Source organism: Metallosphaera sedula DSM 5348 (assembly GCF_000016605.1).
Classification (GTDB): domain Archaea; phylum Thermoproteota; class Thermoprotei_A; order Sulfolobales; family Sulfolobaceae; genus Metallosphaera; species Metallosphaera sedula.
In genome coordinates, this window is sequence record NC_009440.1 from 577,811 (window position 1) to 603,411 (window position 25,601).

Genomic DNA, 25,601 nt, shown 5'->3' on the forward strand with positions numbered 1-25,601 from the left:
TTGTTTACATCTTTTTTATAAGAAAAAGTTTAAACTAGAATGAAGGCAACATTTAATATTTTGGGGGATAGTGAGGATTTATGAGTCTCATTCCACGCTCAACGAATATTAACCCAAACGAGAAATTTGATACCATCATTATTGGTCTTGGTCCAGCAGCCTACAGTGCTGCACTATACGCAGCTAGGTACATGCTAAAGACGCTTGTAATAGGGGAGACGCCAGGAGGTCAGCTAACTGAGGCAGGAGAAGTGGATGACTACCTGGGCCTCATTGGCGTTCAAGCGTCGGAAATGATAAAGTTATTCAACGCTCATGTAGAGAAATACAAGGTACCTGTTCTCATGGACAGGGTAGAGTCCTTTAAAAGAGAGGGCGAGGAATATGTGGTCAAGACCAAGAGAAAGGGAGAGTTTAGGGCTTCTACACTAATAGTAGCAGTGGGAACCAAGAGGAGGAAACTTAATGTTCCAGGTGAGAACGAGTTTATAGGTAGGGGTGTCTCCTACTGCTCCGTGTGTGACGCCCCACTCTTCAAGAATAGGCCAGTAGTTGTAGTGGGGGGAGGAAACTCGGCGTTGGACGGGGCCGAGCTACTTAGCAGGTACGCGACCAAGGTTTACCTTGTGCATAGAAGGGAAGAGTTTAGGGCTCAACCAATAATAGTGAAACTGGTTAAGGAGAAACCAAATGTGGAGTTGATCCTGAACTCCGTGGTCAAGGAAATTAAGGGAGATAAGCTTGTCAGGAAAGTTGTGGTACAGAATATGAAAACCGGCGAGGTAAGGGAGATAGATGCCAATGGAATATTCGTGGAAATAGGATTTGAACCCCCCACTGAGTTCGCTAAGATTAACGGACTAGAGGTGGACGAACAGGGTTACATAAAGGTAGACGACTGGACAAGGACTAACCTACCAGGGGTTTTCGCTGCAGGGGACTGCACCAACAAGTGGATTGGATTCAGACAGGTTGCAACGTCAACAGCAATGGGCGCGGTTGCGGCACACTCAGCTTATAACTATTTGAACGAGAGAAAAGGTAAAACATGATGAGAACTATCCTGGAAAGGATCTCCGCGGAGGCAACGAAGTACCTACGAGAGATGAGCGGAAGGGAGGGGATAGACAGGGTACTGGGTACACACGAAGATGACACCACGAAGGTAATAGATAAACTTGCAGAGGATTTTATACTGGAGAAGCTCAACGAAACTGGTCTCCCAATAACATACGTTACTGAGGAAACTGGAACCATAAGAAAGGAAGGGTCGGAATACGTCGCCGTGATCGATCCACTCGATGGTAGCACGAACTTTCTTAACGGTATAACCTGGGCTGCAGTCTCGATCTCTGTCTACTCCTCAAAGGGAGCTCCGGTTGCAGGAATAGTGGGAGAAATATTCTCTGGGAAGACCTATTCATACGACGAGAGGGGGGCGTACATTAACGGGGAGAGAGTTGAGAGGGTGTCCTCTCCCAAGCAGAGGATAGTTCTTCCCTACTTTGATAGGAGCAGACTGAGGGAGATCACCCAGGTACTTTCAGCAATAGAGGGGAACTATAAAACCAGAAATCTAGGTGCAGCTTCGCTGGACATGTTGCTTGTCTGCACGGGAAGGGCTTACCTCTTCGTTGATGTCAGAAACAAGCTCAGAAACGTGGATATAGCCTCATCACTAAATTTCTGCGAGAAGGTGAACATATCCCCCTTCAGTCTTGAAGGGGAAAGAATAAGGATAGACCTGGAAAAGGTCTCGGTCGTGAAGAACGTACTGGTTACTCCTGACTCTTCGCTTTCTCAACGGATTTTATCAGCGTGGAAGGCCTTACCTTCTTGAGTGACTCCATCATATCCTCCTTGGTTAACTTCCTGTCAGTTTGTCCCCTTATAATGTCCTTGAGCACCCTTATCTTCGCCTCCCTAGCAACCGCTGCCAGATCGGCCCCTGTGTAATTCTCGGTGAGCTCTGCAATCTTCCTGCAGTCCACCTCCTGACAATTCTCCACCCCAAGGTACTTTTGCAGAATGTCCAGCCTTTCCTCGAGGTTGGGAAGACCCATCTTTATCACTATGTCAAATCTTCCGGGCCTGAGTAGCGCGGGGTCTATAACCTTGATCCTGTTTGTGGTACCAATAACCACTACCTCCTTTAGGTTTCTTATTCCGTCCATCTCTGTCAAAAGCTGGTTCACAATTTTTGAGGATTCGCCGTTACCCCTCTGGGTTCTCTTGGATGCAATAGCATCTAGCTCGTCCAAGAGAATTATTGCGGGCCTGTTCTCCCTCGCTCTGTTAAACACTTCCTTTATTGTGGCAACTGCTCCCTCATATCCCTTGTACATTATCTCCGCCACGCTCACTGAAATCAACTTGACATCGAGAGTCTTAGCGAGAGCCTTAGCCATCATGGTCTTACCAACTCCTGGAGGGCCATAAAGTAGGAGCCCCCTAATTGGTGGAACCTTCATCTGCTCCATGAGTCTAGCGTATTTTAGCTGAAGCTCTAGGAGCTCCTTTAGTTCCTGCTTAACCTTCGTGTAGCCACCTATGTCATCCAGAGTTATCTTGTCCTCTCCCTCCTTAGCATCCTCAGATTTCCTAGATCTTCTCTCGTAATCTAGCCTGAACTTTTCGAACTCCTCAAGCATCTGTAAAGTGATACTTGGTTTGTATCTCTGAATGATCTCCATAAAGTCTTGCATAGTTATCTTCCTCTCGGTCTTGCTCTCCAACGCCTCCACAGCCACCTTCCTCGCCGCTTCCTGGCATATGTTTGCCAGATCCGCTCCACTGTACCTCTCCGTCATCTCTGCTATCTTGGATAGATCCACGTCTGGGGCCAAGGGCTTGCCTGCACAGTGAACCTTCAGTATCTCCAGCCTGGCCTGCTTATTCGGAGGACCTATGAAGATCAACTTATCGAATCTCCCTGCCCTAAGTAATGCCTTATCCAACGTCTGGGGCACGTTAGTGGAACCAACTATTATTACTCCATCATCGCTGTGCAGGCCATCAATCTCCGACAACATGAGGGAAAGTAACCTGGGAGTAACTGAATCACCACTGTGGGTTTCCCTCCTTACACCAATTGTATCTATCTCATCGAAGAACAGGATACATGGGGCATTCTTCCTGGCGTTAGCGAACAACTCCTTGAGCCTGGCCTCGCTTTCCCCGTACCATTTGCTCATGATATCGCTGACATTCACGTAAATGAAGTTCAGTTTAGCCTCGCCAGCCAAAGCCCTCATCATTAGAGTCTTTCCACAACCGGGGGGACCGAAAAGTAATACTCCCTTTGGAGGCCTTAACCCATAGGTCTTGGCTATCTCCTTGTTCTTCAGGGGAAACTCTATGTACTCCCTGATCTCCTTCTTTACATCCTCGTAACCTCCAATGTCGTCCCAGGAAGCCTTTCTCTCCTCCTCCTCTTTCTTCTTAGACTTCACCTGAACCTGGGAAGCCCTGTCGCTGGTGGTGAAATTGGTAGTAAATCTTTTAAATAGACCCATAAGTATGTAGACTATAATACCAAGTGCTATAAAAAGAATTAGCATTGTCTCGATGTAGCTCATTCTAAGTTATTTTTGACTTGGTCATATATAAGCAGGAGTAAAATAGATTTAGTGATTACTCCTGAGGTCGGACAATATCCTTTGAGCGGCGTTAAAACCTGGAGCCCCAGTTACCCCTCCACCAGGATGTGTTCCCGAGCCACATAGATATAGCCCCTGTACCGGTGTGGTGTAATCGTGGTACCCAGGCAGAGGTCTGAAAACGTATAACTGATCGGGCGTCATGTCCAGGTGAAAGATGTTGCCCTCAGTTATTCCAAACCTTCTCTCTATATCCAGTGGGGTTAAGACTTCGTACTTAACTGGCTTGAAATTGGGAGCGTACTCCCTTATTTTCTCCAGGGTTATCTGATATACCAGTTCCCTCATATCGTCCAAGTTCTTGGAGTAGGGAAGATACTGACCGAAGATTGAGAAGGAGAACTTACCCGGAGGGGCAACCGTGGGATCCACTGAGGACTGTATGTTTATGGAAAGCCAAGGTTCCTTGGAGTAACCAAGGGATTTGGCGTCAATGAAGGCCCTCTCAACGTAGTCGACGGAGGGCAGAATAAGCTCAGACGCCACGTGCTCTGGGCCTAGAGTAGTCCCGTTCCCGAAATTGGGCAGTTCCTCGGTGTAACCCACGATCTTGAATGAGACTCCCCTGCTCTTCAGCGACCTGACCCTCCTGAGGAAGTCCTCGTCCAGTTCAGCGTCCCTAAGGAGCTTCAGGAAGGTGGTTTTAGGGTCTGCGTTGGACACAACTATCCTAGAGTGAACGATTTTCCCGTTGGCTAGTTTAATGCCTTCCACTTTCCCTCCCTTCGCTAAAATGCTGTCAACCTCGGCCCCAGTGAATATTTCCACCCCAAGGTGCTCAGCCGACCTCCTGAGAGCTTGGGTGACACCGCCCATCCCACCCTTGACGTAGCCCCACGCACCCTTAACACCGTTAACTTCCCCGAGGACGTGATGAGCCAGAACGTACGCGGTACCAGGGGTGGAGGGAGAGGCCATTGTCCCCACTACTGCGTCCTCAACTAGGGCTGCCTTGACCTCCTCGGATTCAAAGAACTCGTTCAGAAGGGAGGACGCATCCTGAACCACTGACCTCAAGGGAAGGGCCAGTTCCGAGAGATCTAGACCCTGAACCTTGACTAGGGAGAGGAGACTATCCAAATCATCCCAGGAGGGTGGAGGGGACAACATCAGGAGATCCGCCAATTCATAGAAGGGATCCCAGAACTTGAGCCACTTCTCGTACGCCAAGGCGTCCCTTTTGGAAAATTTCTCTATTTCCCTCTGAGTCTTCTTGAGATCGCTCCAGATGTAAAGTGACCTCCCGTTACCGAAGGGGACGAAGAGCCCGGGATCCTTGGTTATTACCTCGAGTCCAAATTGCTCCAGTCTCAGATCCCTTATGATCCTGGGTCTCAGAAGGCTGAGAACGTAGGCGCCTGTGGAAACCTTTACCCCTGGCCACAACTCCTCCGTGACGGAGGCGCCTCCCACTATGTTCCTCCTTTCAAAGACGGCGACCTTAAGTCCATTCATAGCTAGATAAGACGCCGTAACAAGACCGTTGTGACCACCACCCACAATGGCCACGTCGTACATGGTGTCACTTCCTCTGTCCCAGCCAGACTATAACGGATAGAGCTACCCCAACGGCTATGAAGGCAATGGCCACGTAGGACATGGTCACTAAAATTTCTGATATTGGCATGTAGCTATTTTAATAAAATGGGGTTTTAACACTAATCGTATGTCATTGATATACCCCGACTATAGCAAGAACCTATATTCCCTCGGATGCGGTATCGCCAAGTGGTTAGGTGTTGAGTTACAATGTAATACCAGCTACTCCCTGACCGGGAAAAAGCTGGTCCTCCTCATACTAGACGGTTTTGGATGGAACATCATGGAAAGCTCGCTGGGCGAAGTGAAGGAGGCTACCAAGATACATGGGGTTTTCCCCTCGACCACCTCAGCCACTCTAGCTTCAATATTCACAGGTAAGACCCCGGCTGAACACGGAATCCTTGGTTATAATACCTACGTGAAGAGACTGGGGGGAATAGTAAACGTCTTGAGGTACACCCACCCAACCCTAAATGAGAGGGACAGCCTCTCCGATGGGCTTCCCTTTGAGAAAGCTTTCCCAGAGGCAAAGGGTTACCTCTCGCAAGTAAAGGAAGGGACAGCCTCTGTTCTACCACAGGGAATTGAAAATACCCAGTTCACCACCACGGTGCAGGGAACCACGCAAGAGACCAAGACCTACCTGAACGTATGGGATGCCTACGAGTCGCTTAAACAACTCATGGATAAGGGGGCAAGGTTCATTTATGCCTATATCCCTGACATAGATTCCCTTGCCCACAAGTATGGTCCCTATGCAGACCCAGTTAAGCTCGCCACCAGAGAAATCTTCATGAGATTTTACTCCCTCCTTAAGGAAAGGACCGACTACACTTCCATCATAACTGCGGATCATGGACTTGTGGATACGACGGAGAGAATTGAGATCGATAAGGACCAAGAACTCATGAACATGCTGGAGATACCTCCCTACGGGGACTCCAGGGCCCTCTTTCTGAGGTCTAGGTACGACCTCAAGGTCTTCCTAGAGAGTAGATATAACCTCAAGGTGTTTGACAGGGATGAGACCCTTAAGCTCCTGGGAGGGGTAGACAAGGTCCCAGAGAGTATGCCAGACTTCGTGGGCGTTCCCCTAGACTACTCGTCTTATTTCTTTAACTTCAGGGAGAAATCAAACTACACAAGACTTAAAGGCCATCACGGTGGCCTCCTAAGAGAAGAGTTGGAAGTTCCATTGGTGATGATCAATGGTTGAGTTCTTCAGTCCTACCTGGGACGACATAGAGGAACAGATATTTCGGATTGCGAGGAAAATGGCAACGGAGTCCTTTTACCCCGACGTCATAGTGGCAATACTGACGGGAGGAGTTATTCCCGCAAAGTTGTTTGCGGACATACTTAACATGAAAAATATAAAGTATATTGATATTAAATTCTATAGGGATGTGAATCAGACAGACAGCAAACCAGTAATAAGGGCAGTTTACGTGAACGACCTTGAGAACAAGAAGGTACTGGTAGTTGATGACGTCTCGGACACTGGCGAAACACTCGAGGCAGTTACCAACGTGATTTCCATGTTCTCTCCTAGGCTCATAAGGACGGCAACCCTCTACGTAAAGCCGTGGTCCAGAAAGATACCTGACTATTTTGGGGAACAGGTCGGGAAGTGGATAATCTTTCCATGGGATAAGTGGGACGTGGTGAGATCTAACCCTGAGGCACCAGTCGCCAAGAAGGAAAAATACTTCGAATTACACGAAATCTTCTCCAAGATGAAGGGCTAGAAGATGATGGGCTCCTTGTACTCTCCCCATATCTCCCTGAGAGTGGAACTTATCTCTCCCACGGTGCAACCCTTCTTGATCGCGTCGAGGACGTATGGGAATAGGTTGACAGACGGATTCTCAGCGGCCTTTCTAAGGGCATTGAGGGAGTCCCTCACCTTCATTTGATCCCTCTCAGACCTGTACTTCTTCAACCTCGTGAGAACCCTTTCCCTGATCTCGGGGTTTACCCTGAAAACCTCGGTTGTTCCGATCCAATCAGGCTCGTAGGACATGTTAACTCCAACCCTGATCATCTCTCCTTCCTCTATCTTCTTCTGAAGCCTATAGGCACTCTCCGCAATCTCAGCCTGCGGGAATCCCCTCTCAACCGCCTTCATCATCCCACCCATACCCTCAACCCTCTCGATTATCTTCCAGGCTCTCTCCTCGATTTCGTCGGTTAACCATTCCACGTAATATGATCCTGCCAGTGGATCCACTGTCTCGGTAGATCCGCTCTCATAGGCCACAATTTGCTGTACCCTTATGGCGATCTTGGCAGCCTTCTCGCTGGGAAGGGCCACCGCCTCGTCATATGAGTTTACGTGTAGGCTCTGCGTCCCTCCCAGAGCCGCGGCTAAGGCCTGAATTGTGGTCCTAATGATGTTTATCTCCGGTTGTTGTGCAGTCAGCTCTGCTCCACCCGTCTGAGTGTGAAACTTCAGGGTCATGGAGTCCGCCTTCTTCGCATTAAACATGTCCCTCATTATCTTGGCCCACATCCTCCTGGCAGCCCTAAACTTTGCCACTTCCTCGAAGAGATTTGTATAACCCGCAAAGAAGAAGGAGAGGGTGGGGGCGAAGTCGTCAACAGGTATCCCTCTTTCCGCGGTTCTTCTCACGTACTCTATCCCGTCAGCCAGCGTGAAGGCCACTTCCAGGACCGCATCAGCCCCCGCTTCCCTTATGTGATAACCGCTTATGCTGATGGGGTGCCACTTGGGTATGTTCTTGTAGGAGTACTCAATGATGTCTATTGCGTACCTCATGGAGGGCTCAGGGGGATAAATGTAGTTCTTCCTTGCAATGTACTCCTTGAGTATATCGTTCTGAACGGTTCCGTCAATCTCCGTGGGGCTAACACCTCTGCTCTCTGCAGTTGCAACATACATGGAAAGAAGCTCCATTGCAGTTGCGTTTATTGTCATTGACGTCGAGACCTTGTTCAGAGGTATCTGATTGGTAACGATGTCCATCTCTTTCCAGTGGAACATGGACACCCCAACAACTCCAACCTCAGTGTAAGCCAACTCGTTATCTGGGTCCAATCCCAGCTGTGTTGGGAGATCAAAGGCAGTGCTCAACCCGGTCTGACCTGCCTCCAATAGTTTCCTGAACCTAGCGTTGGTATCCTCGGCTGACCCAAATCCAGCATACTGCCTAATAGTCCATATCCTTCCCCTATACATGTTGGGGTAGATTCCCCTGGTGTAGGGGTACTCTCCAGGGAAGCCTATCTTCTCCTCATAATCTCCCTTAAGGTCCAGGGGAGTGTAGAGTGTTTTTATTTCGATTCCAGAGGGAGTAGTGAACTTGTTTTTCCTCTCCTTTCTTTTAGATATCCAAGGCTGTAAATATTTACTTTCCCATTCCTTAACCCTCTCAGGAGTAACCATCAGGAAATACCCAGTTACAGTTTGCTTATACAGTATATAACCTTTGCTTTTTACTTAAACTTATATAGGAAAAATCATCACAGATTCCCATGGAAACCTTAGATATAGATCACGTGGGAGTTGCAGTTGAAAATCTAGAGGAAGCCATAAAGTTATACACAGAGAAGATGGGAATGAAACTGGTGCATCGGGAGGATTTACCGGACAGGGGAATAAAGGTGGCCTTCCTCACGGGAAATGAAGGAACCACTGCGGTAGAACTCATGGAGCCCATGAATCATGAGGATCCAAATAACACTGTGGCGAAGTTTCTAAAAACAAGGGGACAGGGGATGCATCACCTGGCAGTTAAGGTAAAGGATATCAATTCCTCCCTGAGAGACCTAGAGGGGAAGGGATTAACCTTGATTGACAAGAACGGTAGAAAGGGGGCCAGGGGTCACCTGGTGGCCTTCGTTCATCCAAAGAGCGTTATGGGTCTCCTCCTGGAACTCGTTCAAGAAACCCATTAAAACAGTTTAAACTTTAAGCGTAAATTTTATATTTTCTCAATCAAAGATTTAAATGTGATCAACCATGCCCACCAAGAGATCAAAGGATATATTTAGTTACTTTGATGATCTCGTAAGGCAAATTGAGGAAGAGTTTGAGGCCATGGAGAGGGAGTTCTTTAGGGCCGCTGAGAAGGGAGAAGTCAAGACCTATGGACCTTACGTCTATGGATTCAAGGTAACTGTGGGACCTGACGGTAAACCCGTAGTGGAGGAGTTCGGCAACGTTAAAAGACTAGGTAACAGGCCACTTCTCAGCGAGGAAAGGGAGCCCCTAGTTGATGTAATCGAGAAGAACGACGAGATCAGGGTAGTTGCTGAGGTTCCGGGTGTCGACAAGAATGACATAAAGGTTAAGGTCAATGGAGATCTACTGGTGATATCAGCAAACTCTCAAGACAAGAAGTACTACAAGGAAGTGGAGCTACCAGCTCCCGTTGACGAAAACACGGCCAAGGCTAACTACAAGAATGGCGTCTTAGAAGTGGTAATGAAGAAGAAGGCAGTAGCTACTGGGAAGGATATAAAGGTCGAGTAACCTTAGCCTTGTCATTTTTTATGAAACTCGTTCCAGAGGAATCCTTGATAATTACTGTAAACTGTATTTTTCCATCCATTGCCTGCCTGATCTTGTCACATTTCTTGTTCTTGCAAAGAGACCCCATGTTATCCATTATTATTTCCAGAAGACCTCTGATCGTGGATACAGCCCCCTGATAGGACGAGCCAGGAATAACCTCAACTCCCAGCTCTGGAATATAGAGTTCGGCAAAGGCTGACCTATACACTAGGGATGAGAGGTCGTCCTCCGAGGTCACAAGGAGCGTGATTTCCACGGGGACTCCAGTCTCGTAGGGCTTAACGTCCCTGTATAGGTAATGACAATCTGTGCATTCCCAGTACGAGAGAAGTAACTTACCTGTTGGCGTGTCATACACGTAATCCTTAGCTTGAAAGGTATCCTTCTTACAAACAGGACACTTGAACACCTGGTCCATGACTAGCTCGGGCTCCATGGCGATCAACCAAAATTTAATTTGGTATTATAACAGATAATATGCTCAGAGTAACTAAGGTATGAGGTTTCCACGAGAGAACGATATCGGAAAGATAGAATATAAACTTATTCTATCGAATCTCAACGAACAGAGGCTCCAAGAACTAGCCACACAAATGAAGTACAGACTTGAGGAGGGAGGAGGCGAGGCCCTATACGTGGTTGGGGTTAGTGACGAGGGAGAAGCAATAGGCCTTTCCATGGAGGAACTGGAAGCTACCATAAACACTGTGGAAAGGGTAGCTTCCATGATAAGCGCTAAAATCTCTCACAAGAGGATAGTGAAAGTAAAGGATGACCTCTACGTTGGAGAGCTTCTTGTGAGGATACATAAGGACAAAATTCCTATTCAGATCAACGTCGCTGTGATGGGACACGTTAATGCTGGGAAGAGTACGCTAACTGGAACATTAATCCTGGGGAAACTTGATGACGGCAATGGATCTCTCAGGAGTGCCGTTGCGAGGTACTTGCACGAGGTGATCAGCGGTAGAACGTCGTCCATAACCATGAGGCTTCTAGGCTTTGACAGTGCAGGTAACCCTGTGAACCCGCAATGCAGAGATCCTACAGATGAGGCAGAAATAACCCTAAAGAGCGCGAAGACGATTAGACTGATTGACCTTGGGGGCCACGAGAGATATCTTAGGACCACGCTAAAGGGTCTCCTGGGATATGAGGTTGACTACGTGATGCTTGTGGTGGGTGCAGACGATGGATTAAGTATCATGGGAAGAGAACATCTAGCTGTTTCCACGGTGCTCAAGTTCCCAATCTTCGTGGTCATCACCAAGGTGGATAAGTTCCCGGAGTCGAGAACGGCTGAGATAGTGAACCAAGTGAAGGAAGTCCTCAAGATACCGGGAATAAACAGGCTGGCCATGGAAGTTGAAGACGAGGGAGATGTCCTAAACGGTATCATAGGCATAAGATCAAAAAGGGTCGTTCCAATCTTTAAGGTCTCAAATGTGACAGGGCAAGGACTAAATCTCCTGATCAAATTCCTCAATCTACTTCCACCAAGAAGGTCAACGCCATCCTCAGATCCCCTGGTATATATTGATGAGACCTATAACGTGCCAGGAGTCGGACCTGTGGTACTGGGCTCAGTTATCCGGGGAAAGGTCTCAACCAACGATAGCCTACTCATTGGTCCCAGTAAGTATAACGAGTTCAAGGAGGTTAGAATAAAAAGCATTCAGTTGAACAGGGTTTTCGTAGACTCGGTGAATCAAGGATCCATAGCAACCTTTGCACTTCAGGGGATAGAAAGGGATAACCTAAGGAAGGGGATGGTGCTAGTAAAGGCCAAACCTAGGGCGGTTAGAAGTTTCTGGGCCAGAGTTATACTTCTTCATCACCCAACAACCATAAAGGAGGGTTACGTGGCCACGCTTCACCTTCATACGATCAGGCAGGCTGTAAGGTTCGTGAAGATAGAGAAGGGGATTCTAAGGACGGGGGACAGCTCTGATGTACAGCTAGCTTTCATGTTCAGGTCAGAGTACGTGGAGCCGGGACAGATATTCGTATTTAGGGAGGGTAGAACTAGGGGTTTGGGTATTATAACTAAGATTGATTAATTTTTGATAAAGTACAGGATATTATCTGCCTTGATACATCCTCTGCCTGTTTACTGACTGTGTTCATTAGGGCCTTGGCCAGTGAACCCTCCATCGAGTACTCTGCCTCCCAATGAAGATCGCTTCCTTGAATGTTCAGCCTAGTCCTGATCAAGACAACTAAACCCGGCCCATCAACCTGAAGGAGATTGCTCACCTCGTGTTCCCTGACTTCATACTCCTTCACCTCACCGGACAACTCTGCCCTCAATGGGCCAAGCTTTGCCTCTATCACAAACTTCTTACCGTTAATGCTCTTGACTCCTGGTATGCACTGAAGGAGGTTACCCTCATCTGAGAAGAAGGAGAGGGCCCTATCCTCGCTCTTGATCTTCTCCAGACCTGTTAACTTATTCATTTCTTCTCTACCTTGTTCTTTATACAGTCAAAGAGATCAGAAATAAGCTTGTTCACCGCAGGATCCATAAGCCTTGCCCCCACAGAGGCAAGTACTCCAGCAACTTTAACCTCGGCGTCATAGGTAAGTTTCCCATCGTCCACCTTAACCTGAGCCACTATATCCACGTTACTGTTCAATCCTGTTCCCTTGGCACTTATCGTCATACTGTCCATGGGCTTTACGTTGGTAAAGGTCACGGTTGCCTTGTATTCTCCCTTAATGAAACCAATTCCAGCAGATCCAACTACCTTGTATGCGTCGCCTTCCTTAGTAATACTCTTTATTCCAGGAAAACATGACGAGACGGACTCAGGATTGCTCAGGATTCCCCAAATAGTTGACTTGTCTACGTTAAGTTTTACCTCACCTTGATACTTCATGAGATACCTAAAACCTTCATAAGAAAAAAGTTTTACATCAAACAAGTTGATTTTCATCAACTACTTAAAAATGCGTGTGAGTAGTTAAGGAAAATGAGGGTTAAGGTTAGGTACTTCGCGCTGGTTAAGGATATTACGGGGAAGGACTCCGAAGAGATTGATACTCGCTGCAGTAAATTGAATTGCCTTTTGGACGAATTGGTCGAAAAGTACGGCCCTAGGTTTAAGGCCCTGTTGCAGGGACAAGTATCAGGCGTAAAGGTGTTCTTTCTCGTAAACGGGAAAATGAACGTCGAGGAAATTAGGGAAGGAGATGAAGTAGCAATTCTTCCCCCTCCGGCTGGCGGAGATCTGAGGAGAGGAAAACTGGACATCCTTGAGGAGATAAGGAGATTCAGGGCGACAGCGCCACCTGAGGCCGGCTCCATGGTTATCTACGTGGGATTTGTGAAGGGGATCGTTGAGGGTCATAAGGTCAAGAATCTAGTTTATGAGGCCTATGAAAGCTACACGCAGGCCAGGTTAAGTGAGATAGAGAACGAGATTAAGAGTAGGTACAAGGACGTCCTAGACATAAGGATCATTCACGCCATAGATAACATGAAGCCCGGGGACGACGTTATCCTGATAATGACCCTGGGGAGGGGAAGGAAGGACTCCATAGATGCCATCAGGGAGGCAATAGAGCTGGTTAAGCACACCACGGGGATATGGAAACTTGAGGTCAGGGATGACGGGGAGTTTTGGGTTGTGGCCGGTAACACAAGGGTGAAGAGGGAGTGAAAAAGCCCGTAGTTATGGCCATTGGCGGATTTGACAGTGGAGGAGGGGCGGGGGTAGAGAGCGACATTAAGGTTTTGGAGTCAATAGGTGTTCATGGGGTTGGTGCAATAACCGCAGTCACAGCTCAGAACACCTTAGGGATTAAGCACGTCACTGTTGTAGACCACAACTCTCTCAGGAAACAGATTGAGACCCTTCTGGAGGACTTCAAGGTGAGCTCAGGTAAGACTGGAATGATTGTTAACGGTGAGCAAATGAAAGTCGTATTTGAGGCGGTGAATTTCCCACTGGTGGTGGATCCGGTAATCTATGCTAAGGATGGGACAAAGCTCATAGAGGATCTAGAAGCCTTCAAAAAGTTTCTTCTCCCTCGGGCCACGGTGATAACTCCCAACGCCGTAGAGGCGGGTATACTCCTCGGGATGAAGGTAGAAACTCTGCAGGATCAGATAACTGCATCAAAGCTCATTCACGAGAGGTTCTCAGTGCCCTACGTGGTGGTGAAAGGGGGACACGTGAAGTCCTCAGAGAGCGTTGATGTGCTGTACGATGGCAAAGAGGTGATCCAGTTGAGTTCCCCAAGATTGCCCGGAAGGAATACCCACGGAACCGGGAGCATTTTCGCATCGAGCATTGCCGGAATGCTAGCCAAGGGGTTTCCTATGAAGGAGGCGGTAAGACGGGCCAAGAGTATCACGGAGGAAAGTATTCGATATGGTCTTGAAATAGGCAGGGGAATAGGGCCAGCGGATCCCATGGTCCCGCTGGAGAAGATAGCCATGAAGGCAGGGGTTATGAAGGATATGGAGATTTTTGCCGAGTTCGTTGAGAGAGAAAAAAACTTCTATCTCCTAGTGCCAGAGGTTCAGTCAAATCTTGCCCATTCCATTGACCCGAAATACGTTACCGGAATTGAGGACATAGCCACGTTCAGGGGAAGGATCATCAGGGAGTGGGGTGGAAGGGTGAGGGTAGGGTTCCCAGTGGCCTTCGGCTATCCCACACACACTGCAAGATTACTATTGTCAATAATAAATAAACAGGGAGTTGGGGATACGCTCATTAACATTAGATACGATCCCAAGATTGTGGAATTATTGAAGAGAATCGGATACGAGGTTGTGGAGGTCCATAGGGAGCTAGAGCCCCAAGGTCAAGAGGGGAAAACCATGAGTTGGATAGTGGATCACGTTTACGAGAGCTTGGGCAAAATTCCTAACGTGATTTTCGATAGGGGGATGATAGGCAAAGAGGCTATGATAAGGCTCTGGACTTCATCAATAGAGGAAATGATGGAATCCCTGACCAGTCTTTTGAGGGAGATAGGGAAATGAAACTTGAGAGACTAATAGTGGGATGCAAGAACCTCGTGAGAACTGGGTGGATGCAGAGGGGAGTGCCACCAAGTGTGGGAGAAACCGTAGCTGGGCACAGCTTTGAGGCAGGAGTCATTGCCTACGTGGTTGCCTCAAAACTAAGGGAGAAGGGTCATAACGTGAACCCAGACCGGGCAGCCGTAATAGCCCTGTTTCACGATGTTGGCGAAAGTCTAATTGGCGATCTGCCCAAGTGGTTTACGGATAGGGCGAGCAAGGAGAGAATAGAGCTCTCTGCGATAGAGGAACTAGGTGTCGGAAAGGAACTCTTCCTGGAGTACGAGAGAAGGGATACACTGGAGGGAGCGGTAGCGAAGTTCTCAGAGATGATGGCTACTTACAAGCAGGCGCTGAGATACAGGAGGCAAGGTTACTCCGTAGATGAGATCATTGAAACCTACAATAAAAAATTAGAGGAGATGTGGAGATTGGAGCCCTTCTCGTCGTGTAGAAAGGAGATAGAGGAGATTCTCTTTAACGAAGACAAATGATATTTAAGGACTTGTCCACTGTAGATATGTGATTACCATGAATCTAGGTCCAGGGAAGAAAGCTCCTGAAATAGTAAATGTTCTTGTGGAGATTCCAAGTGGTTCCAACATAAAGTACGAGTATGATGAAGAAGAGGGAGTAATCAAGGTGGACAGGGTTCTCTACACCTCCATGGTTTATCCCTTCAACTACGGTTTCGTGCCGGGCACTCTAGAAGAGGACGGTGACCCCATAGACGTGCTAGTTCTAACCAATTATCCACTGTTTCCTGGCACAGTCATCGAGGTTAGGCCAGTGGGAGTAGTTCATATGAAAGACGAAGAAGGGGTGGACGAAAAGATAATAGCGGTCCCCAAGGAGAAAACAGATCCCACCTTTGCCAGAATTAAAGACATTACAGATATAGACGACGCTACCAAGAACAAGATAGTTCACTTCTTTGAACATTACAAGGAGTTGGAGCCCGGTAAGTGGGTAAAAATCTCTGGCTGGGGATCGGCTTCCGAGGCTAAGGAGAAAATAGCCAAGGCGATAGAGAGGAAGAACAAGTAATGCTTTTTATTGATATTATCATCGTTTTATCTGCAATACTTTCATCCTTGTGGATACTTCTGGAGTCGTTCTACTATACCCGGGACAAACCTCCTGTCCCTAGGACAGACGGTCCCAGGTACAAGGCGTCCATAGTGGTGGCCATAAAAAATGAAGATCCTGAAGTAGTGAAGGGGTTAGTTGAGAACCTTTCAAGGCTAGACTACCCTGATTACGAGGTAATACTGGTTTCAGATGATTCAGAGCAGGACTTTGAGCGATTAAGGCAAATAGAGCTACCGGAAAAATTCAAACTGGTTAGGAGGGATGTCCCCCAAGGTAGGAAGGCTGGTGCCCTCAATTACGGCGTTTCCCTTTCAACGGGGGAAATCCTTGTTTTTTTAGATGCCGAGGCCAGAGTGGATCCTACTATCTTAACTAGGATATCTGCCCACTTGAGCCAGGCCGAGGCGATGGCCCTTAGACTAAGGGTCAGAGATCCGAAGAACAAGCTTCAGGTACTCTATTCCGAGATAACTGAGTTTTCCATGGACTCGCTATTTAGGGGAAGATACCTCAAGGGTCTTCCAGTATTTCCCAACGGATCAGCCTTTGCCATTAGATCCTCTACCCTGAAGAGGATAGGAGGGTGGAGAGAGGGAATGGTCGCTGAGGACTTGGAAATAGGGATGAGGCTATTCCTGAATGGAGTGAAAGTTGGTTACGCCGACGACGTTGTTGTGGAGACGTTAGCTCCCTATACCTGGAAGGATCTTTTCCAACAGATGAAACGATGGGCCTACGGATCTGGACAACTTTTCCCCTACAGTCTTTCACTGTTGAGAAGAGGTATGAGCGGTATAGAAGGTGCAATATATGCGAATCAGTGGGGAATTTATCCTGCATACTTTGTTATGTTACTGATTGCAGGTATTGTCTCTCCAGTCTTCTCCTCCTCGCTTCTTTCCTGGGTCTTGTCCTTGACACTGTTTCTAATCTCGTCCCTGGTCTTCTCATGGAGATCAAGAACTAGGGAGTATGACCTAAGGATTCCAGCTCTCATGATCTCAGCCTTCCTAACTGGTTATCTCCTAGGACTTCTTAACGCAAAATTTAGCTGGAAGGTCACACCCAAGGTAGAAAGAGAACAGGGATTATGGATACCGCTCGAGTCCAATATTATCTCCTATCTTTTTCTCTTGAGCGGAATATTAGCCCTAAAAAGCTATTTAGTTCAGGGAACGATTCTCCTGGCGATTTCCCTTATCTTACTAATCATACCGTGACCTTTATTGAGGACATCCTGGCCACTTCTTTCATGGCCTCATCAGGTCTCAGGCTATACTTTATAATGTACTTCTTGACCATCTTATAACTCTCTGGGCTCTGAACGATGTCCTTGGAGGTAGCCATTAGCCTCAGGTAAAGTGCCCTTCTCTGTATCTCTTCTTTCACCTCCTCAAGTGATCTTCCAGACTCCTCCAGTCTGTTTCTCAGAACCTTAGCGTTATCCAGGTCTACCACGTGGTTATCAACTTTCGGATCCCAATTAACTACCCTCCTGAAATCTGAGGCAGTCACCAGTTCGTCTATGGCTACGACCCTTCTCTTTAACTGTATCTTATCTCCTATGAGTACAGGCAATCTTCTCACGCTAATGATAATGTTGTTCATGGGTATCCACTCTGCAGGTATATTGAGTGGAGGGTTCATTAACCTCTTGACCGCGCTTTCTGAGTCGTGGGCGTGGAAAGTCGTGGCACCACCGTGACCCGTGGAGAGGGCCTGGAACAGGATATAGGACTCTGCACCCCTTATCTCACCGACCACTATTATGTCAGGCCTGTACCTCAGGGACAGCTTCAGCAGGTCCATGAGGGTTATTTCCTTGCTAGACTCGCCGTACGCCTGCCTGGCGTAAAGCTGAACCCAGTTCTCCTGTGCCAGCTTTATCTCCGGGATATCCTCAATGGACACTATCTTCAGGGATTCCTTTGCCAGGTTAAGGATGGACCCCAACACCGTGGTCTTTCCAGCACCTGTGACTCCTATAACCATGAACGACATTCTGAGATCGATGGAATACCACAGGTAGGCTGCAGTCTCAGGACTCATGACGCCACTATTTATCAGGTCTAGAATAGTTATCGGCCTTTCGCTGAATCTCCTTATAACGAAGCTGGATCCTCTAGCACTAACTTCATATCTAAAGGTCGCTGCAATTCTGTCTCCCTTCGGCAATATACCGTCAGCTATGGGAGTAGCTATAGACACGGTTTTACCTGATAGGGAGATCAGCCTCAACACTATTTGATCCAATAACTCTGATCCGCTAATCTCCTTGTCCAATACCTTCATCGACTCAGTTATGGTAAGATTTGTGGGAACGTAATCATACTCCCTGTGATAAACGTATACAGGTAAACCAATTCCGCTACATGAGATGTCCTCTACCTTGTTATCAGCTAAGAGGGGAGTAAGAACGTTATAACCAAACATGTTTCTTAAGAGGTAATAAAGGGCCACTTTTCCCTTAGTACTAAGCTTGGTTATTCCACCAACCTGACCTTGGACAAGGCCCATGCTGGGCATTTTGGCATTGGCCTGAAGCAGGATTTTAGCTATATCCACTGTGTCTTCCTTGCTTAATAGTGACCTTTCTATCTCTTTGATCAGATAAATGTAAGCACTGAAAATGTTTTGATCTATTGGTGGCTCTACCAAGACATACCTGAATATCCCCTTGTCCTGGTCGAAGACAATGAATGTGTGAGGATTAGCTATTGACAACTCGACGTTGTTAGACTCAAAGGATGATTTAACTGATCGGGGCATTAAGCTAATCATGTCAACTTCATACTCAGACATAATCTCAGGTAATTCCTCGTAGGGCAATGTTATGGGATAGAGGCTTATAGGTAGATCCCCAAAGGTTAACTGCTCGGTCTTAGGAGAAGGCTTGCTACGGAATGGCAACGGTAGACTTAAATTCATACTAGATAATATGGTGTAAATCTTCTTTATAAATATTCTTATCTGTTAGCTACAGGTAATAAAAAATTATCCTGAAGGAGGTACAGTTGGTCCGAAAGTAAAGTGAACATGAACTATTATAATCATTAATATTGCAGTTATTGCTACCATAATTGCTGCGTGAATGAAACCTGTTGCTACTTTACCCTTTCCCAACTTTCCTACCAGTAGTCCTGCAAAGAACGCGTTTATCATTGAGGCTATTGCAGTAATGTAAACAGCCTGTGGTAGGAGGACTCTAGCCTCTCCAAGTGCACCCGAGGAGAAAGCATATGCGTTGCCCGTTATAAGGCCTAGTATTGCCGCCGAAAGCAGGTTTACCGCTATTATGGAGATAATTACACCAATGTAGGGAGTATAGAGAAGTATCTTGACCTTACTTTCATATTCTCTCTTTATCTTTATCTGCGTCTCTACCTGTTCAGCTAGACTTTCTATGCTTTCTGGGGTGAGGCTACCTATATCAATCATATCTGCCATAGAAACTAGAGAAATCCTTGACGTAAAATCGACTATTTCCTCGGCTCCCTTTAGGAATGCATCTCTAAGCGGGTAACCTAGCGAGATATATGCGTAAATCCTTTTCAATATATACGATAATTTCCCCATCTCCTGGCTCTCTTTTATGTTCTTAATTATCGTCTCTGGTGACAATCCTGCCCTTATGCCTTCAGAAATTGCTCGAAGCAAGTTAACCACGTAAGGGTCATAGCCTGTTCCCTTTTTCAACTCTCTAGACGTGACAATTGCAGGCGGAATAGCCGCTATCAGGAAACCAATTAGTATGATGATAGTTACTGGCGTGACATTGCTAATATTCCCTGTAAGTGTAACAAAGGGAATAAGTTGCTTAGTTACGCCTAGAAGAACAAACATTACAACAAGACCCACACCTAGTGAGATATAGAACGTCTTGTACGATGAGATCTTTCTCTCTGGAAACCTAAGTTGTGACTGTTCTGCCATTAAAATGAAAACCCCATCTACTAGGGGCAATATCAGAATCAGGATAGCTCCGAAGGCGTTAAGGGGGATAGAACTTCCCACTATGCTGGGGAAGAGAGCCTGCAACAATAATATCAGAAAGAACGTGATGTAACCCGAGGCTAGCCAGATTACGTAAGTTTCGCCAACTCCTGAAAGCCTATCCGCAGCCAAGGCAGCGCCCAGCTCGAGTTGTTTAAGGATATCCTTAGCCTTAGCAGATACTGCATCTAAGACAGGCGCACCGCTTCTCACTGCTGCAACATAGCTAACAAAGAAATCATTCAGAATCTTAGAGGGAGAGATTCTTATTGCGTGAAGCAAGGCGTCCTCCACGTTTTCTCCAAGAAAGTTTATCCTCTTAGAGACGTAAAGAAGGACCTGATTTATGTAATTGAACGCTATGGTTCTGGAGATTCTATCGAAAAGTATCCTAGGACTCAAGCCTGATCTGAGGAAAATTGTAAAAACTGCTGAGAAGGCGGCAGTTTCGGCATCTATACCTATTCTCCTGTTTTCTATGTTCTGAGATATATTCACATTCAACAGAAGATACGTAACTGGAGGTATTATGGCTGCGAAAATGATAAACATTAGACCTGCGACTGCAAACTTAGCTACCCTGAATACTAGATAGAGCTTAACGAGGACGTAAACTCCTAGAAAGGCAAGAATTGCCGAAAAGACTGATGATACCATCAGATAGAAGAACATTTGAGCGGCAAAGAGCTGAGGATCGGTACTGAGACCTGCTAAAAGTAATTTTTTCTCTATACTTCTAGCAATAGACTTAACTATTCCTAATTCGTAAAAGTTTCCCATTATCCCGATTGATGGCTTCGCTTCTTTCTTATTACCCGCATTCCTTCTGAGTCCCTTTAATGCCATCATCTAATTATTGCTATCTAGGTTAAAAAATGTTTATAGAATAACATCTGAACAAGGGCCGGGTGTAATTCAATCCTTCTCATGTTAAGATTGGACCAAACTTAGGAAATATTTTTATTCAATTATGTATAAAGGGTGTTGTGGATGCCCTTCAACTCCTAAAGGATGAATACGGTTTTACAGATGACGAGTTACAGTATGCAGTAAATAGGGCTAAGGGGATAATAATGGGATTTGCCATGGAGTATAGGGCTAGAATCGTCCTGGAGTCGATGAATTTCGTGAATATACGCTCCGTTGATCTTCCGACTCACGATATAGAGGCGGAGAGGGATGGTAATAAATACTTTGTAGAAGTGAAAGCAAGTAAAAGGTCACCTACAAAGGAGTATAGCGCCTACAAGTTAGCCATGATAGCGAGATTGGCTGGAACGCACCTCACCCTTCTGATGATGCCCAGACCTAGCCTCGTGGTTACAGAGGATATACTAAGTGAACCCAAGAAGATTCTTTTGAATTTCTTTAGACTAGCTCTCAACAAGAGAACAGATGAATTAAGAAAATTCTTAGAAGATGAGAGAAATAGAAAGATAATACAGTCGTATGATAGGGTTATATTATCCACGCTACATGAAAATATTGAGAATCTGTCTGTACAGTAATACATAAATTTTACAGGATGGGTTTACCCTTATAGGATGATCTATATCTGATCAACTGTTGTTCTGCTCTGTCAAGATATCTGTATACTGTTGAATGCTCCCTTCCCTTCACCAGCAACTCTAACGCCTTCTTGGCTATGGGTATTTGCTCGTAATTACCCAGTAAAGTAATATAATGCCCTGAGATTACCACACTTACTCCTGTATACTCCTGGATTATTTTCTTGGTTTTTCCACCTTCGCCTATAATTCTGCCCTTCACTCTAGTCATGTTATCTCTGCTGTTGGAGATCTCCTTTAGGTCTATAACATCCATCATAACCTCCTCTCCCATTAACTTCAGAGCGTCTGATACAGAAACGCCAAGACCTATGGCCCTTATAACGGATACTACCTTGAGAGCCTGATACGGGTTCTGGTTCTTCGGATCTACTATGAAATTTTTCACCTTTTCATCATATATTATTTCTACCCCTCCCATTCTCGACAGATCGTCAAGGAGGGACTTCACGAGATCAAGTTTCTCGTCTGGCACACTCACAAACATTACTGCTCCTAACTAGATAACTGTAGCCTGTTTAATAATTCTTTCACAGGTACTACGTCAATCCCCCTTTCTTCAAAAAATCTATTAATATTATTTATATCTCTCTCCAACAGAGACAATGAGTTTTCTGCCCATACCGGAATGGCTTGACCTACATCTATTATGTAGGGTAATTCGTCCTTCACCATCACATTGAATTCACTAAGGTCACCATGGATCAGCTGAGCCTTGGTCACCATGACCTCTATCTGCCTTATAATTTCGTCATAGAGCTCCTGTGTGACTTCTTCCAAATCGACCAGGAGGGGCGCCTTACTTATACCATCTCCCACAAATTCCATGGCTAGTACGTTCTTGATGAGGAGGAAAGGTTTAGGTACCCTTACCCCAGCCTCAAACATTTTCTGAAGATTACCAAATTCTTTCCTTGCCCATGCATATATCATTTCCTTTGTGCTGGAGAATCTGACTTCTACCCTTCTATCTAGGGATACGTACCTCCTTATGGCACGCTTATGGGAAGCAGTAGAGGTATAGTAGATCTTTAGGGCAATGTATTTACCGTCTCTCGTCTTCGCGGGATAAACCTTTGCCTCCTTTCCTGAGGCGATAGCACCTAGAATAGATTCTATGTTCAGTTTCCTCATTACCTGGATTACCGCTAGGGAAGTGGAGGAATCTAAGGTAGAGTCAATTGTCTTAAATAGGTCCTCGTCTCTTTCCCTTTTTTCTTCCCTTCTACCTATTCTATTCAACCTCTAAGTTGATCAATTACGTCCCTACTAATTACTTTTTCCTCTATTAATTTCCTTATCTCGTCGTTCATATACCTATACACAATATCTGCCTTGGTGGGCTGAAAGTCCCACGGGGCAGCTAAGACTACGTCACCCTCCTTTATCCAGGTTTTCTTCCTCATCCTGCCAGGTATCCTGGCAGTCCTTTCCTTGCCGTCCAAACAGGCTATAATTATATGTTCGGCTCCCAGCATCTTCTTGACTACACAAATGACCTCTCCTTCTTCGGGTTTAGGAACATCCTTTGAGGGTGCTTGATCTGTTCTATCTTTCTTGGGCAACTACTGAAACACCATTGCCTTAACAACATGATTGAATATTAAAAACTTAGCTTATTTCTCGTCCTTAGAGGTATCACGAGTTAAAAATCAATTACCTTCAGAGTGGATTAGCTTAAAGGGGTCTAAGTAGCTCAAGGGCTATTGCTGTAGACCCACCTACACCGTGACAGATACTCGCAATTCCCCTAGTAGCGTTCATCTTGCTGAGCACATTGAGAAGAGTGACCATAATTCTTGCTCCACTAGCTCCTATTGGGTGACCTAAGGCTATTGCTCCACCGAACACGTTCAATTGATCGTATGGCACCCCCAAATATCTGTGAAAGAGAACATTGTTTACCGCAAAGGCCTCGTTATTTTCAAAATAATCAAATTGAGTAATGTTCATGTTCAGCCTTGTCAGCAACTTCCTCACCGAGTAAAGTGGAGCCTCGGTGAAGCGCCAACTTTCTATACCAACCCATGAGTAACCCAATATTTTCGCCACTGGATCCACTCCAAATTCCTTCACTGCCTTCTCGCTCATGAGGACCATGGCCACTGCACCATCTGAAATTTGAGACGAGTTACCTGCGGTGTGATACCCGTTTTCTGTAAACGCAGGCTTAAGGGAGCTAAGTTTCTCCATGGTGGTGTCTGGCCTGATACCCTCATCTCTCTCTAATTTACCCTCATCGAGATTAACTGGAATAACTTCCGACTTGAACAGACCCTTCTCCCACGCCTGGTGGGCTCTTCTGTGACTCTCAAACGCCACCTCGTCCAATTCCCTTCTTGAAATGTCCCTCTCCCTTGCTACCATATCAGCCTCTTGCCCCATTAGCTTAAGGTTGAAGGGGTCTGTAAGCCCGTCAACCAGCATTGTATCAATGAAATTCAAACTCTTTCCAGATAGAAACTTAACACCCCATCTAACTTCTGAGTTGACCGCAAGCATGGATTGACTCATGGATTCCATCCCACCGGCGACTACAACGTCAGCGTCACCGCTCTTGATCATTTGTGCCGCGTTAGTAACCCCCATCATCCCGGAGGAACAGACCATGTCCACACAATATCCATCCACTTCCCATGGTATACCAGCCAAGAGGGCAGCCTGCCTAGCTAGATCCTGACCATGACCCGACCTCAACACATTGCCCATTATCGTAAGTTCCACGCGAGAGGGATCGGTGTTAGCCCTCCTCAGCGCTTCCTTTATGGCGATTGCCCCTAGCATCTGTGGCTTCACTGATTTCAGTGATCCTCCAAAGCGACCTATTGGAGTTCTCACCGCTGAAACTATGTAAACGTCTGGCATAGTATCACGTTGGTATAGAAGAATTTAAACTTTTTAAACAATTGATCCTCTCAAGTCAAAGAATGATGAATCCGTAATCTCCGCCTCATACCACTTCCCAAGGTCTGCGTCCTTAACTATAACTGGGATGTAGTTTAGCGTTCTGCCTATCTTTGTGTTGTCCTTTCCGTTCTCCAGAACTAGGACCTTCATTTTCCTTCCCACGTACTCCCTGTGAATCTCCCTTGAGAGCTCCTCATAAAGAGTTACAGCCCTCTTAAGTCTCTCCTTCTTAATTGGGCCTGGAACCTGGGTCATCATGGCACTTCTCGTATTAGGCCTTAGCGAGTACATAGCTATATGTATCCTCTCAAACCTTAATTCCTTCATGAGGTTTAAGGTGTCCTCAAAGGCATTTTCATCCTCTCCGGGATGACCCACTATAATGTCAGTGGTTATGTTTACCAAGGGAAACCTCTTCCTTATTTCCCTAACAATTTCCCTGAACTCATCCAGTGTATACTTCCTGTTCATCGCCCTTAACACCTGGTCATTACCGCTCTGCACAGGCAGATGGAAGAACTTGTACACCTTAGGATTGTCCCAAGCATCCAACAGATCGTCTAACTGTCTCATGGCAAGTTCTGGGGTCATCATTCCTACCCTCACCATAAAGTCCCCTTCTAGGGAAGAGACCTCCCCAACAAGATCTGCGAGTCTTATATCTCTTCCTAGGTCCAAACCGTAGGCAGCCGTATCCTGTCCCGTTAGCTCTATTTCCTTAGCACCTTTCTCGATAGCCTTTCTCGCCGTTTCCACGATCATCCTGGGAGGATAACTTCTAAGCTCCTTCCTAGCTAATTTCGTGATACAGAAATTGCAACTACCTGCACATCCATCTGCGATGGGGATAACTGAGATCAGCCCCTCAAAGACACTAGGTAAGACGGAGGGAAGTTCCCCATGAAGGCTCACGATCCTCTCCCGAGATTCCACTGCCTTAACTACATCCCCTATGGATTGGGGGCCTATTAGCGAAGATTGGGGGGCCAATGACATGACTAGACCTGGCTCCGCCCCGGCCAAACAGCCTGCAACTACCAGTTTCTTCCCAGTCTTTGAGAGTTCTAAGATTCTCTTCTTCATCTTCTCCTCTGTTTCCATCCTCACGGCACACGTGTTTATGACGAGAACGTCAGCCTGCTCTTCACTATTCACTATCTCGTGGTTTCTGCCCTTGAGTAATGTCATCATTGAGTAAGTATCACCCTTATTTAGGGCACATCCGTACGTCTCAAAGTAAATTCTCATTGCTGTTACTAGTCACAAAT

At 46.4% G+C, this 25,601-nt stretch carries 26 protein-coding genes; 13 read left to right on the forward strand and 13 right to left on the reverse strand.

Translation table 11 applies throughout. The annotated features are described in order from the left end of the window. The first annotated feature begins 80 nt into the window (after positions 1-80). Positions 81-1,052, forward strand: coding sequence for a thioredoxin-disulfide reductase (trxB, locus tag MSED_RS03220; RefSeq protein ID WP_012020594.1), 972 nt, complete (start codon positions 81-83; stop codon positions 1,050-1,052). After that, a complete protein-coding gene (locus tag MSED_RS03225) occupies positions 1,049-1,840 on the forward strand; it encodes an inositol monophosphatase family protein (RefSeq protein ID WP_012020595.1) in 792 nt (263 codons plus the stop codon). Before trxB ends, MSED_RS03225 begins: the two co-directional genes overlap by 4 nt. On the opposite strand, the gene MSED_RS03230 is transcribed toward MSED_RS03225, so the two are convergent. Beyond that, a complete protein-coding gene (locus MSED_RS03230) occupies positions 1,779-3,578 on the reverse strand; it encodes an AAA family ATPase (protein WP_012020596.1) in 1,800 nt (599 codons plus the stop codon). The two genes, MSED_RS03225 and MSED_RS03230, sit on opposite strands and share 62 nt — an antisense overlap. Before the next feature lie 48 nt (positions 3,579-3,626). Continuing rightward, entirely contained in the window at positions 3,627-5,177 is a 1,551-nt protein-coding gene (locus MSED_RS03235; protein WP_012020597.1) for a phytoene desaturase family protein, read from the reverse strand. 148 nt (positions 5,178-5,325) lie between these two features. Here MSED_RS03235 and MSED_RS03240 point away from each other — a divergent pair, with 148 nt between their 5' ends. Together MSED_RS03240 and MSED_RS03245 are read left to right on the forward strand one after the other, a co-directional pair. Then, the gene (locus MSED_RS03240; RefSeq protein WP_012020598.1) at positions 5,326-6,417 is read left to right on the forward strand and encodes an alkaline phosphatase family protein; all 1,092 of its coding nucleotides are present in this window, start codon (positions 5,326-5,328) and stop codon (positions 6,415-6,417) included. Next, positions 6,410-6,949 carry a phosphoribosyltransferase gene (locus tag MSED_RS03245; protein WP_012020599.1) on the forward strand — a complete coding sequence of 180 codons (540 nt, stop codon included), beginning with the start codon at positions 6,410-6,412 and terminating at the stop codon, positions 6,947-6,949. The genes MSED_RS03240 and MSED_RS03245 overlap by 8 nt, the downstream gene beginning before the upstream one ends. On the opposite strand, the gene MSED_RS03250 is transcribed toward MSED_RS03245, so the two are convergent. Beyond that, a complete protein-coding gene (locus MSED_RS03250) occupies positions 6,946-8,607 on the reverse strand; it encodes an acyl-CoA mutase large subunit family protein (RefSeq protein ID WP_012020600.1) in 1,662 nt (553 codons plus the stop codon). The two genes, MSED_RS03245 and MSED_RS03250, sit on opposite strands and share 4 nt — an antisense overlap. A gap of 89 nt (positions 8,608-8,696) precedes the next feature. Between MSED_RS03250 and mce the strand changes: the two genes are divergently transcribed. Next, entirely contained in the window at positions 8,697-9,119 is a 423-nt protein-coding gene (gene mce, locus MSED_RS03255) for a methylmalonyl-CoA epimerase (protein WP_012020601.1), read from the forward strand. A gap of 64 nt (positions 9,120-9,183) precedes the next feature. After that, complete coding sequence (gene hsp20 / locus MSED_RS03260; RefSeq protein WP_012020602.1) at positions 9,184-9,696, forward strand: archaeal heat shock protein Hsp20; 513 nt, start codon at positions 9,184-9,186, stop codon at positions 9,694-9,696. Here the strand turns inward: hsp20 and MSED_RS03265 are convergent. Beyond that, a complete protein-coding gene (locus tag MSED_RS03265; protein ID WP_012020603.1) occupies positions 9,668-10,174 on the reverse strand; it encodes a ZPR1 zinc finger domain-containing protein in 507 nt (168 codons plus the stop codon). The two genes, hsp20 and MSED_RS03265, sit on opposite strands and share 29 nt — an antisense overlap. A gap of 61 nt (positions 10,175-10,235) precedes the next feature. Between MSED_RS03265 and MSED_RS03270 the strand changes: the two genes are divergently transcribed. Further along, complete coding sequence (locus MSED_RS03270; RefSeq protein ID WP_012020604.1) at positions 10,236-11,798, forward strand: GTPBP1 family GTP-binding protein; 1,563 nt, start codon at positions 10,236-10,238, stop codon at positions 11,796-11,798. On the opposite strand, the gene MSED_RS03275 is transcribed toward MSED_RS03270, so the two are convergent. Continuing rightward, entirely contained in the window at positions 11,785-12,195 is a 411-nt protein-coding gene (locus tag MSED_RS03275; RefSeq protein ID WP_012020605.1) for an SRPBCC domain-containing protein, read from the reverse strand. The two genes, MSED_RS03270 and MSED_RS03275, sit on opposite strands and share 14 nt — an antisense overlap. Next, positions 12,192-12,617 carry a CoxG family protein gene (locus MSED_RS03280; protein WP_012020606.1) on the reverse strand — a complete coding sequence of 142 codons (426 nt, stop codon included), beginning with the start codon at positions 12,615-12,617 and terminating at the stop codon, positions 12,192-12,194. Before MSED_RS03280 ends, MSED_RS03275 begins: the two co-directional genes overlap by 4 nt. A gap of 93 nt (positions 12,618-12,710) precedes the next feature. Here MSED_RS03280 and MSED_RS03285 point away from each other — a divergent pair, with 93 nt between their 5' ends. From MSED_RS03285 to MSED_RS03305, 5 genes are read left to right on the forward strand one after another with little or no spacing between them, the layout of a single operon-like run. Next, complete coding sequence (locus MSED_RS03285) at positions 12,711-13,400, forward strand: MoaD family protein (protein WP_012020607.1); 690 nt, start codon at positions 12,711-12,713, stop codon at positions 13,398-13,400. Beyond that, positions 13,397-14,734, forward strand: coding sequence for a bifunctional hydroxymethylpyrimidine kinase/phosphomethylpyrimidine kinase (gene thiD / locus MSED_RS03290; protein WP_012020608.1), 1,338 nt, complete (start codon positions 13,397-13,399; stop codon positions 14,732-14,734). Before MSED_RS03285 ends, thiD begins: the two co-directional genes overlap by 4 nt. Beyond that, positions 14,731-15,267 (forward strand): HD domain-containing protein, encoded by a 537-nt coding sequence (locus MSED_RS03295; protein WP_012020609.1) that lies wholly within the window; start codon positions 14,731-14,733, stop codon positions 15,265-15,267. Before thiD ends, MSED_RS03295 begins: the two co-directional genes overlap by 4 nt. Positions 15,268-15,304: 37 nt before the next feature. Next, complete coding sequence (gene ppa / locus MSED_RS03300) at positions 15,305-15,820, forward strand: inorganic diphosphatase (RefSeq protein ID WP_012020610.1); 516 nt, start codon at positions 15,305-15,307, stop codon at positions 15,818-15,820. Beyond that, the gene (locus MSED_RS03305) at positions 15,820-17,085 is read left to right on the forward strand and encodes a glycosyltransferase (protein ID WP_012020611.1); all 1,266 of its coding nucleotides are present in this window, start codon (positions 15,820-15,822) and stop codon (positions 17,083-17,085) included. The genes ppa and MSED_RS03305 overlap by 1 nt, the downstream gene beginning before the upstream one ends. Here the strand turns inward: MSED_RS03305 and MSED_RS03310 are convergent. Both MSED_RS03310 and MSED_RS03315 read right to left on the reverse strand, forming a co-directional pair. Further along, complete coding sequence (locus MSED_RS03310; RefSeq protein ID WP_012020612.1) at positions 17,075-18,793, reverse strand: type II/IV secretion system ATPase subunit; 1,719 nt, start codon at positions 18,791-18,793, stop codon at positions 17,075-17,077. The genes MSED_RS03305 and MSED_RS03310 overlap by 11 nt on opposite strands. Positions 18,794-18,859: 66 nt before the next feature. Beyond that, complete coding sequence (locus tag MSED_RS03315) at positions 18,860-20,707, reverse strand: type II secretion system F family protein (RefSeq protein ID WP_012020613.1); 1,848 nt, start codon at positions 20,705-20,707, stop codon at positions 18,860-18,862. A gap of 137 nt (positions 20,708-20,844) precedes the next feature. Here MSED_RS03315 and MSED_RS03320 point away from each other — a divergent pair, with 137 nt between their 5' ends. After that, positions 20,845-21,366: a hypothetical protein gene (locus MSED_RS03320; protein ID WP_012020614.1), complete on the forward strand. Its 522-nt coding sequence runs from the start codon at positions 20,845-20,847 to the stop codon at positions 21,364-21,366. Positions 21,367-21,376: 10 nt separating this feature from the next. On the opposite strand, the gene MSED_RS03325 is transcribed toward MSED_RS03320, so the two are convergent. The 5 genes from MSED_RS03325 to MSED_RS03345 form a co-directional block, all read right to left on the reverse strand. Next, entirely contained in the window at positions 21,377-21,913 is a 537-nt protein-coding gene (locus MSED_RS03325; RefSeq protein ID WP_012020615.1) for a KH domain-containing protein, read from the reverse strand. Positions 21,914-21,921: 8 nt separating this feature from the next. Beyond that, positions 21,922-22,668 carry a serine protein kinase RIO gene (locus MSED_RS03330; protein ID WP_012020616.1) on the reverse strand — a complete coding sequence of 249 codons (747 nt, stop codon included), beginning with the start codon at positions 22,666-22,668 and terminating at the stop codon, positions 21,922-21,924. Beyond that, the gene (locus MSED_RS03335) at positions 22,665-22,991 is read right to left on the reverse strand and encodes a translation initiation factor aIF-1A (RefSeq protein ID WP_012020617.1); all 327 of its coding nucleotides are present in this window, start codon (positions 22,989-22,991) and stop codon (positions 22,665-22,667) included. The genes MSED_RS03330 and MSED_RS03335 overlap by 4 nt, the downstream gene beginning before the upstream one ends. 112 nt (positions 22,992-23,103) lie before the next feature. Beyond that, a complete protein-coding gene (locus MSED_RS03340) occupies positions 23,104-24,291 on the reverse strand; it encodes a thiolase family protein (protein ID WP_012020618.1) in 1,188 nt (395 codons plus the stop codon). A gap of 33 nt (positions 24,292-24,324) precedes the next feature. Next, on the reverse strand, positions 24,325-25,581 hold the full coding sequence (locus MSED_RS03345) for a tRNA (N(6)-L-threonylcarbamoyladenosine(37)-C(2))-methylthiotransferase (RefSeq protein WP_012020619.1): 1,257 nt from the start codon (positions 25,579-25,581) through the stop codon (positions 24,325-24,327). Positions 25,582-25,601: the final 20 nt, after the last annotated feature.